Source organism: Thalassococcus profundi, from assembly GCF_003344785.1.
GTDB lineage: Bacteria > Pseudomonadota > Alphaproteobacteria > Rhodobacterales > Rhodobacteraceae > Puniceibacterium > Puniceibacterium profundi.
The window spans coordinates 65407-74696 of sequence record NZ_QPMK01000021.1; the positions used below are offsets into that span (position 1 = coordinate 65407).

The 9290-nt window shown below is 66.5% G+C and carries 10 protein-coding genes; 4 read left to right on the forward strand and 6 right to left on the reverse strand.

The genetic code is table 11. The features are described 5' to 3' along the window. Nucleotides 1-217: 217 nt before the first annotated feature. Entirely contained in the window at nucleotides 218-1432 is a 1215-nt protein-coding gene (locus tag DU478_RS19955; RefSeq protein ID WP_147276391.1) for a hypothetical protein, read from the reverse strand. On the opposite strand from DU478_RS19955, the gene lepA reads away from it, so the two are divergent. Both lepA and DU478_RS19965 read left to right on the forward strand, forming a co-directional pair. Continuing rightward, nucleotides 1413-3215, forward strand: a complete 1803-nt coding sequence (lepA, locus tag DU478_RS19960) for a translation elongation factor 4 (protein WP_114512647.1) — start codon at nucleotides 1413-1415, stop codon at nucleotides 3213-3215. The two genes, DU478_RS19955 and lepA, sit on opposite strands and share 20 nt — an antisense overlap. 454 nt (nucleotides 3216-3669) lie before the next feature. Next, complete coding sequence (locus tag DU478_RS19965; RefSeq protein ID WP_114512648.1) at nucleotides 3670-4347, forward strand: hypothetical protein; 678 nt, start codon at nucleotides 3670-3672, stop codon at nucleotides 4345-4347. 33 nt (nucleotides 4348-4380) lie between these two features. Here DU478_RS19965 and DU478_RS19970 read toward each other — a convergent pair whose 3' ends face one another. Then, on the reverse strand, nucleotides 4381-4830 hold the full coding sequence (locus tag DU478_RS19970; RefSeq protein WP_114512649.1) for a low molecular weight protein-tyrosine-phosphatase: 450 nt from the start codon (nucleotides 4828-4830) through the stop codon (nucleotides 4381-4383). 24 nt (nucleotides 4831-4854) lie between these two features. Here DU478_RS19970 and DU478_RS19975 point away from each other — a divergent pair, with 24 nt between their 5' ends. Next, nucleotides 4855-5550 carry an NAD-dependent deacylase gene (locus tag DU478_RS19975; protein WP_114512650.1) on the forward strand — a complete coding sequence of 232 codons (696 nt, stop codon included), beginning with the start codon at nucleotides 4855-4857 and terminating at the stop codon, nucleotides 5548-5550. On the opposite strand, the gene DU478_RS19980 is transcribed toward DU478_RS19975, so the two are convergent. From DU478_RS19980 to meaB, 4 genes are all read right to left on the reverse strand, one after another. Continuing rightward, complete coding sequence (locus tag DU478_RS19980; protein WP_114512660.1) at nucleotides 5547-6047, reverse strand: copper chaperone PCu(A)C; 501 nt, start codon at nucleotides 6045-6047, stop codon at nucleotides 5547-5549. The genes DU478_RS19975 and DU478_RS19980 overlap by 4 nt on opposite strands. Before the next feature lie 40 nt (nucleotides 6048-6087). Further along, the gene (locus DU478_RS19985) at nucleotides 6088-6435 is read right to left on the reverse strand and encodes a hypothetical protein (RefSeq protein ID WP_114512651.1); all 348 of its coding nucleotides are present in this window, start codon (nucleotides 6433-6435) and stop codon (nucleotides 6088-6090) included. A 102-nt stretch (nucleotides 6436-6537) separates the two neighbouring features. Continuing rightward, nucleotides 6538-6828 (reverse strand): 50S ribosomal protein L28, encoded by a 291-nt coding sequence (gene rpmB / locus DU478_RS19990; RefSeq protein ID WP_114512652.1) that lies wholly within the window; start codon nucleotides 6826-6828, stop codon nucleotides 6538-6540. A gap of 119 nt (nucleotides 6829-6947) precedes the next feature. After that, nucleotides 6948-7952 (reverse strand): methylmalonyl Co-A mutase-associated GTPase MeaB, encoded by a 1005-nt coding sequence (gene meaB / locus DU478_RS19995; RefSeq protein ID WP_114512653.1) that lies wholly within the window; start codon nucleotides 7950-7952, stop codon nucleotides 6948-6950. A gap of 370 nt (nucleotides 7953-8322) precedes the next feature. Here meaB and DU478_RS20000 point away from each other — a divergent pair. Next, a partial coding sequence (locus tag DU478_RS20000) for a DEAD/DEAH box helicase (RefSeq protein ID WP_147276392.1) occupies nucleotides 8323-9290 on the forward strand: 968 nt, incomplete at its 3' end.

Sequence of the window (9290 nt, forward strand, 5' to 3'; positions counted from 1 at the left end):
CGCAGAGTGCCACCAAGCGCCGCGATGATCAATTCACGAAAACCTCAGGGGGGTCTGGCACCACGCCGGAGACCTGTCCCACCGCGCCGGACCGCGGGTGGGCGTATCGCGCCCGCCCGTGGGGGCGGTCAGGCGCGGTATCGCGGGCGTGCCCGCGTTACGGGGGAAGATATTTCAGGCCGTTCGGCTTTGTGTAGGGTGAGTTTTCAACCCACCACTACCCGCCCGCAATTGCCTTGGCCAACTCCGTGGCAAGTCTTGAAATCCGCTGGAGTCCGTCAGGGGTCGCGAGGTACGCGGCGCCAACCGGCCCCGCCCATTTTGCCGTCGATCTGAGCGCCGTGTCGCCAAGCTCTGCACAATAGGCCGCGATTTTCAGCGACGCCGACCAAAGAGCGTTTGCAATACCCAGAAGAACGGAAGCCGACGGATCGGGCTTTGCAATCTCGTCCTCCAGCGCTTCGACCTGCTGCCATACCAAAGTGATTTCCCGGCGAACAACCTGCGCTTCTTCCTCCACTGCCTCGGGCGGTTGGTTGTGCAGCCGGTTCGGGGCTGTTTCGGTCGCTTGAGCAGAGTTCAGTTGCGCCTTGAGCGCCACTATCTCTTGTTTCAACTCGTGGATCAATTCGATCCGCGCGATTTCCCGTGCCAACGTCACAACCCCTGCGTCCCAGACCCGGTTCGGGATCGAAGCGACGTCTCGCTGCAAATCAGGATGAAGGTGCGACCCGTAAAGCGCACCACGATACCATCTGCGCCAGAACCCCCAGCCATCGTCTTTCCCGTCCTCGCCTCCCGGAAACCGCGCCAAGAGCGGTCCGACGTCCTCATGCGGCCCGGTGCCCGGCCACAGCGACGTTTCACCAAGTGGCTGGTCGGTCTCCGAGACCAGCGCGATGTCCTTTAAAAGTGCCGAGGTGGGCTCGTTTTCCTCCAGCACCGACGCTTCCCATTGCGCGCTCATCCCGATGGACTGACGCGCGCCCGGATTTATCGCCCCGATGCAGTTCCAAACGCATTCGACCCGATGCGCCGCGTCGCGGTCCAACAGCTCTACCGGTCGGATATCATAGTCGAAGGTGTGCTCATGTCGGACCAGGAAATCATGAGGAAAGTCGTACGGGAATACGCTGTATGCAGAGGTTGTGGAGGATACCTCGACGCTCAGAAGCTGCCTCAAGGCCGCCAATGCGACAGCCTCAAATCGCGGCACGTTCTCTGCCGCCCAGAAAAACGGCAAAACCCGCAGGGCGCAGCGCGCTCCGAGTTGTTGACGCACCGTCTCCGTCAGGTGAGACGTCTCGAAATCAAGATCGTCAAATTCGCGCACGTTTATCCCATACATCCGGCATTTACAGAACCACAACCCACCTTGACCGCCCCCCGAAACCGCATCATATCCTCGCAGCATGACCCCCATCTCGCGCATCCGCAACTTCTCCATCGTCGCCCATATCGACCACGGGAAATCCACCCTGGCCGACCGGCTGATCCAGTCCACCAACACCGTCTCCGAACGGGAGATGAAGGAGCAGCTGCTCGACAGCATGGACATCGAGCGCGAGCGCGGCATCACCATCAAGGCCAACACCGTCCGCATCGAATACATCGCGCAGGACGGCGAAAAGTACATCCTCAACCTGATCGACACGCCCGGGCATGTCGACTTCGCCTACGAGGTCTCCCGCTCCATGCGCGCGGTCGAAGGCTCGCTGCTGGTGGTGGACGCGACGCAGGGCGTCGAGGCGCAGACCCTGGCCAATGTCTACACCGCCATCGACGCCGATCACGAGATCGTCCCGGTGCTGAACAAGATCGACCTGCCCGCGGCCGAGGTCGACCGCGTCAAGGAACAGATCGAGGATGTCATCGGCATCGACGCATCGGAGTCCTGCCTCATCTCCGCCAAGACCGGCCTCGGCGTGCCCGACGTGCTCGAGGCGATCGTCAACCGCCTGCCCCCGCCCCATGGCGGCGATGCAGAGGCTCCGCTCAAGGCGATGCTGGTGGACAGCAAGTACGACCCCTACCTCGGCGTCGTGGTCATCGTCCGCGTCATCGACGGTGTGCTGAAGAAGGGCCAGCGCATCAAGATGATGAAAACCGGCGGCACCTACGACATCGACCGGATCGGCGTCTACCGCCCGGCGATGCAGGAGGTGAAGGAGCTGGGTCCGGGCGAGATCGGCTATATCACCGCGCAGATCAAGCAGGTCCGCGACACCCGCGTCGGCGACACCATCACCACCGAGAAGAAGGGCACCGACACGCCGTTGCCGGGCTTCAAGCCGTCGATCCCGGTGGTGTTCTGCGGCCTCTTCCCGGTCGATGCCAACGATTTCGAGGACATGCGCGACGCCATCGAGAAGCTGGCGCTGAACGACGCGAGCTTCACCTACGAGATGGAGACCTCGGCCGCACTCGGCTTCGGCTTCCGCTGCGGGTTCCTGGGGCTGCTACACCTCGAGGTGGTCCGCGACCGGCTGGAGAGGGAATACAACATCGACCTCATCACCACGGCGCCGTCGGTGATCTACGACATCTACCTCAAGGACGGCGAGCGCATCCAGCTGCACAACCCCGCCGACATGCCCGACCCCTCCAAGGTCGACCATATCGAGGAGCCGCGGATCAAGGCGACCGTGCTGGTGCCCGACGACTACCTCGGCGACGTGCTCAAGCTCTGCCAGGACCGCCGCGGCATCCAGCTCGACCTCACCTATGCCGGGTCGCGCGCCATGGTGGTCTACGACCTGCCGCTGAACGAGGTGGTCTTCGACTTCTACGATCGGCTGAAATCGGTGACCAAGGGCTATGCCTCCTTCGACTACCAGATGATCGGCTACCGCGAGGACAACCTCGTGAAGATGCAGATCCTGGTGAACGATGAACCGGTGGACGCGCTCTCCACGATGGTCCACCGCGAACGCGCCGAGATGCGCGGCCGCGCGATGTGCGAAAAGCTCAAGGACCTGATCCCGCGCCACATGTTCAAGATCCCGATCCAGGCGGCCATCGGCGGCAAGGTCATCGCCCGCGAGACCCTCGCCGCGCTGCGCAAGGACGTGACGGCGAAATGCTACGGCGGGGATGCGTCGCGGAAGAAGAAGCTGCTGGAGAAGCAGAAGGCCGGCAAGAAGAAAATGCGCCAGTTCGGGAAGGTCGAGATCCCGCAGGAGGCGTTTATTTCCGCTCTGAAAATGGACGGCTGAAAGCCGGCCATTTTCAGGGCGCGTGGGCGAAAGCGTGTTTTCCTTGGAAAACATGCGTGCCCACACGGTAGCCACGTCTTAGACACCGGATGTGTTTTACATTCTATGAAATCCATCATTCCCCTTGAGGTTACGGCCTCAAAGCCAGACCGCGGGCTGGCGATCCGACCTCTCCGCGAAGCACTTTATCCGAGCCACATCCGCACGCCCTCCGAACGACGCACCCAGCCCAGCCAAATCGCCAGACCGGGGGGCGGTCTGGCGATGCGCGGCGGCCACAAGCGGCCTTGACTCCGCGCCGGGACAGGCTCGCACCATCCCCAGACAAACCCAGCCGCCGCACCGCGTAGGGTGGGTTCGAACACCACCGCCCACACCAACGTGACCCCGCACCCCCTGCCCGGCCCCGCGTAGCCCTGCTAAACTCCGCCCAAAACGAGCAGGAGCCCCACAGATGCGCCCGATTCTCCCCGTCCTTCTCATCCTCGCCGCCTCCGCCGCGAGCGCCGATGTCTGCGACTTCCGCCCCTCCAAGGTGGCGGGCAAGGCTGGTCAGGTGGCGCGCGACACCGCCGGTACCGTCGCCTCGGTCGCCGCGGACCGCGCGAAAGCCCTCGGCGCCTATACGCTGGAAAGCCCCGTCAGCGGCGCCAGCATGATCGGCACCGGCGTCAGCAGCGCCACCGCGGCGGGCACCAGCATCGCCACCGGCGCTTCGGGCGCGCTCGGCACCGCGGCGACCATCGCCACGGCGCCGGTGACCATCGCCGTCGCGGGCGCCACCGCCGTGGCCCTGGGCACCTACGAAGGCGCCTGCTACTTCCGCGCCGAGCGCATCACCGACACCGACGAGATCCTCTACATCGTCAGCAACCTCGCCGCCAATTCCGACCCGACAATGTTCTCACTGATCCCGCAGGGCGAAGAATACACCACGCTCAAGGGCAAACCGGCGCTCGCCGGAGAGGCCAAGATCCGCGTCGCGGCGCCTGGCGTCGGGCCCTATATCTTCGACGTGGCGGACCTCTACATCTCCGACGGCGTGCTCATGCACCGCGAGACCCTGCGCGACACGGTGATCGGCAACGTCGGCCTGCAGGTGGTCGAGGTCGAGGACACGCCCGCCGAGTGATACCGTAGGGTGGGTTTGCAACCCACCATCCGCTCAGAGCCGGTCCAGCAGCCCGTCCGCCGCGCGCTCCACGAGGTCGAGGCACCCGTCGAAATCGCGCGTGTAGTAAGGGTCGGGCACATGGTCCATCCCGGCATCCGGCGCGTAATCGGTAAAGAGCCGCAGCGCCGCCCCCGTCCCGTCCCGCCGCAGCCGGCGCAGGTCCGCGAGGTTGTCGGCATCCATCGCCACGATCAGGTCGAACCGGTCGAAATCCGCGCGGCTGACCTGCCGGGCACGCAGGCCCGAGGCGTCGTAGCCGCGGGCGCGCAGGGCCTCCTGCATCGGCGCGTAGGGCGGCGCGCCGATGTGCCAGTCGCCGGTCCCGGCGCTGTCGAGGTCCAGCGACACGCCCCGGTCGGCGGCCTTGGCGCGGACCACGGCTTCGGCAGAGGGAGAGCGGCAGATGTTGCCGAGGCAGACAAAGAGGATACGGTGGGTCATGTTGGCACCATAGGGGCAGATCGCATGACACCAAAGACCGGAATCGTCGTCCTGACCGGCGCGGGCGTCTCGGCCGAAAGCGGGCTGGGCACCTTCCGCGACACCGACGGCCTCTGGACCCAAGTGAACATCGAGGAGGTGGCAACACCCGAGGCCTTTGCCCGCGATCCCGCCAAGGTCCACGCCTTCTACAACATGCGCCGGGGCAAGGCGCGGGCAGCAGACCCCAACGCCGCCCATCACGCCCTGGCGCGGCTGCAGCAGGCGCGGCCCGACACGGTACTGATCACGCAGAATGTCGACGACCTGCATGAACGCGCCGGTGCAGCGCCGATCCACATGCATGGCGCGCTCGCGGGCGCGCTCTGCCAAGCCTGCGGCCATCGCTGGGCTGCGCCCGAGGTCATGTCCCCGGACGATGCCTGCCCCGGCTGCGCCGCGCGGGCGACCCGGCCCGATATCGTCTGGTTCGGAGAGATGCCCTATCACATGGAGCGGATCGCGGAGCATCTGCAGGAATGCGACCTGTTTGTCGCCATCGGCACCTCGGGCGCGGTCTACCCGGCGGCGGGATTCGGGGCCGAGGCCGCGATGGCGGGCGCGGAAACGCTCGAGATCAACCTCGCCGCCTCGGATGTCACGGACGGTTTCGACCGACATATCGTGGGGCCGGCCACCCAAACGGTGCCCGACTGGGTGGACCGCGTTTTGAACGGTTAGTTTCCGTGGGTCATCCCGTCGTGGCCGGATTGATCCATCGTACCGTGGTCCATGCTGCCGTGATCCGCGGCGCGTTCCAGGTCAACGGGCACCTCGACCACCTGCTCTCCCGCGCCTTCGAAGGTCAGGGTCAGCATGACCGTCTCGCCCTGCTCCAGCGGCCGGGTGAGACCCATCAGCATGACGTGATCGCCGCCGCGGGCAAGTGTGTGGCTGCCGCCCGCGGGGATGACGAACCCGTCCTCGACCTTGCGCATCTGCATGACGCCATTCTCGGCTTCGATATGGGTGTGCAGTTCGACCCGGTCGGCGGCATCGGAGGCCACGCCGATCAGCCGGTCGTCCTGCGCGCCGGTGTTTTCCAGCACCATGAAAGCCGCGCCGGTCGGGGCGGTCGGCATGGCGGCGCGGGCATAGGCATCCTGCACCTTGATCTCGGCGGCGGCAGGCAGGGCGAGGCACAGCGCAAGCGCGCCGGCAGCGGTTCTTTGAAACATCATTCTGGTCGTCCTTTGTTGATCTGAAATTGTGGAAGGATCAGATCGACAGGGGCGGGCCACGCGCCGTGGCCTGGGTCTCCGGAGGGTCAGCGACCGCGGCATGTTCGGTGTCGTACCAGACCCCGCGCAGGGCCATCGACACGGGTGGGAGGGTGGCTGCGTCAGGCAACGCCGCCATCAGCGCCATAACGCAATCGGGGCAGAGATGCGGCGCCTCGACGGGCTGGCCGTTCGCGTCGACGGAGACCGTTCGCGTCTCGGTTCCGATGCATAGCACCATGATGCCCACCGGCCTGGCCTGGCCGCGCGCCTGCGCCATCTGCACGCTGGTCAGAGCGATCAGACAGGCGAGGCAAAGGCTCAGAAATGGGCGCAGGATGGGCATGTCTCCGGATATACCCGTCCCATCCGAAGAGGCAAAGCGACAAAAGGAAACAGCCCCGGGCCTTGCGGCACGAGGCTGGATCACGTCCGGATCGCGGAAGGTTTACGCTTCGGCGGTCTGCGCCTTGGCGATTTCCTTTTTAACCTTCAGCGCGGTGGCCGACAGGTCGCTGTCCTTGGCTTTCGCCAGGAACTTGTCGAGACCGCCACGGTGATCGACGCTGCGCAGGGCGGAGGCCGAGATGCGCAGCTTGATGCCGCGGTTCAGCGCTTCGGACTGCAGCGTCACGTCGTTCAGGTTCGGCAGGAAACGCCGACGGGTCTTGTTGTTGGCATGGCTGACGTTGTTGCCAGTCATCGGGCCTTTTCCGGTCAGTTCGCACACACGCGACATGGGTTCATCCTCGTCTTGTTCGGGCAGGCCCGGGTAACGGCCCAACCAACTGATAAGGGCGCCGCCTGCGCTGCGCCCGGAATCTCGTTCGCTGTCCATAGGCAAAGGGGCCAGAGGCGTCAAGGGCCAATGGCCACCGCTCTGTCGCCGGTGTGCAGATACTCCTGCAAGAGCTGTTCGGCAGCGGCCGCGGCGGTGAGTTCGCCCGCCTCCACCTGCGCCGCAAGTGTCCGCATCGCCCCCCGGACCGGTTCGCGCCGCAAACGGGCCAGCAGGCCCTCGCGCACCTCGGCTTCGAACCAGTAGCGCGCCTGTTCGGCCCGGCGCCCGGCGAAGTGCCCGGTCTCGCGGCGCCAGTCCGCCAGCGCCTGCATCTCGTCCCATGCCGCCCCAAGGCCGGACTCTTCGACCGCCGACACGGTCAGCGCCTTGGGAAAGCCCTCGGGATCCTGCGGTCGCTTGCGCAACAGCCGCAGCGCGCCGCCGTAATCGGCCCGCGTGCGCTGCGCCGTGGCCTTGAGATCGCCATCGGCCTTGTTGATCAGGATGAGGTCGGCGATCTCCATGATCCCGCGCTTCACCCCCTGCAACTCGTCGCCGCCCGCCGGAGCCAACAGAAGCAGGAAGAGGTCGGACATCTCGGCGACCACGGTTTCCGACTGCCCGACGCCCACCGTCTCGATCAGGATCACGTCGAACCCGGCGGCTTCGCACAGGTCGATCGCCTCGCGCGTGCGCCGGGCCACCCCGCCAAGATGGGTCTGGCTGGGGGAAGGACGGATGAAGGCCCTCGGCTCGCGGCTCAACCGGTCCATCCGCGTCTTGTCGCCCAGGATCGACCCGCCCGACCGGGCCGAGCTTGGGTCCACCGCCAACACCGCGACGCGCAGCCCCTGCCCCGTGAGCATCATGCCGAAGGCCTCGATGAAGGTCGACTTGCCTACGCCCGGAGTACCCGACAGCCCGATGCGCAGGGCTTCGCGATCGGTATCCTTCACCGCCTCCAGCAAATCGGTCGCGCCGGTCCGATGCTCGGGCTTCTGGCTTTCCACAAGGGTGATGGCCCGCGCCAGCGCCCGCCTCTCGCCCGCCTTCAGGCGCTCTGCCAAATCGCTGATGTCCATGACCCGCGGCTCCCTTCGCTTGGCCCCCGTGATGCCCTTGGTCGGGACGCCTTGTCCAGACCCGGCATCGCACGAGCGGTCGGCGTTTCCCCAAAAGAGCTTTTTGCCTCCGGCGGGAGTTTATCGGCAAGATGAAGCCGGAACCGGTCTGCCCCTTCATCTTGCCAATAAACCTCCGGGGGGTGTGGGGGGCTGGCCCCCCACTTCAACATGCGGTGTGGGGGGCTGGCCCCCCACTTCAAGATGCGGCGTTGGCGCTGGCCCACCCTTTCACCGATCACAACGGGATCTGCCGGTCCAGGGGGCCCTCCTGCACATGAGGAACGACGCCACCTTGTCCGCATTCCGGACTTCGCCCATACCTGCGGCCATGACCCGCCTGCCCATCGACGATGCCCTGCCCGACCTTCTGGACGCCCTGCGCGGCGCCGGCCGCGCCGTGCTGCAGGCACCGCCGGGCGCGGGCAAGACCACGCGTGTGCCGCTGGCGATGCTTGATGCCCAGCTTTGCGACGGCACGATCCTGATGCTGGAGCCGCGCCGCCTCGCCGCCCGCGCCGCCGCCGAGCGCATGGCGCAGACCCTGGGCGAGGAGGTCGGCCAGACCGTCGGCTACCGCATCCGCGGCGAGGCGAAGCTGGGCAAGACCACGCGCATCGAAGTGGTGACCGAAGGCATCCTGACCCGCCGGCTGCAATCCGACCCGGAACTGCACGGCGTCGGCGCGGTAATCTTCGACGAATTCCACGAACGCTCGCTCAATGCCGACCTGGGCCTCGCGCTCTGCCTCGAAGTGGCGGGCGCGCTGCGCCCCGACCTCGTGCTGCTGGCGATGTCCGCGACCCTCGACGCCGCACCGGTCGCCGCGCTCATGGACGCCCACATCGTCACCTCCGAAGGCCGCAGCTTCCCGGTCACGCCGCACTGGCTCGACGCGCCTTTGCCCAAGGACACGCGGCTGGAACAGGCCACCGCTGACCTGGTGATCCGCGCCGCGGGCGAAACCGACGGCGGCATCCTCGTCTTCCTGCCCGGCGAAGGCGAGATCCGCCGCACCGAATCGCTGCTGTCGAAACGCCTGGCCCCCGATCACGTCATCCGGCCGCTTTTCGGCGCCATGGACTTCGCCGCCCAACGCGCCGCGATCCGCCCCGAGACCGCGGGCCGCAAGGTGGTGCTGGCCACCGCCATCGCCGAAACCTCGCTCACCATCGAGGACATCCGCGTGGTCGTCGATGCCGGCCGCGCCCGGCGGGCGCGCTTCGACCCGGCGGCGGGCATGTCGCGGCTGGTCACAGACCGCGTGACCCGCGCCGAGGCCGCGCAGCGCGCCGGGCG

Excerpts from the sequence above, each read along its gene's own strand:
- lepA (WP_114512647.1), top strand. The coding sequence starts at position 1,413 with ATGACCCCCATCTCGCGCATCCGCAACTTCTCCATCGTCGCCCATATC.
- DU478_RS19955 (WP_147276391.1), bottom strand. The coding sequence starts at position 1,432 with ATGCGCGAGATGGGGGTCATGCTGCGAGGATATGATGCGGTTTCGGGG.
- DU478_RS19965 (WP_114512648.1), top strand. The coding sequence starts at position 3,670 with ATGCGCCCGATTCTCCCCGTCCTTCTCATCCTCGCCGCCTCCGCCGCG.
- DU478_RS19970 (WP_114512649.1), bottom strand. The coding sequence starts at position 4,830 with ATGACCCACCGTATCCTCTTTGTCTGCCTCGGCAACATCTGCCGCTCT.
- DU478_RS19975 (WP_114512650.1), top strand. The coding sequence starts at position 4,855 with ATGACACCAAAGACCGGAATCGTCGTCCTGACCGGCGCGGGCGTCTCG.
- DU478_RS19980 (WP_114512660.1), bottom strand. The coding sequence starts at position 6,047 with ATGTTTCAAAGAACCGCTGCCGGCGCGCTTGCGCTGTGCCTCGCCCTG.
- DU478_RS19985 (WP_114512651.1), bottom strand. The coding sequence starts at position 6,435 with ATGCCCATCCTGCGCCCATTTCTGAGCCTTTGCCTCGCCTGTCTGATC.
- rpmB (WP_114512652.1), bottom strand. The coding sequence starts at position 6,828 with ATGTCGCGTGTGTGCGAACTGACCGGAAAAGGCCCGATGACTGGCAAC.
- meaB (WP_114512653.1), bottom strand. The coding sequence starts at position 7,952 with ATGGACATCAGCGATTTGGCAGAGCGCCTGAAGGCGGGCGAGAGGCGG.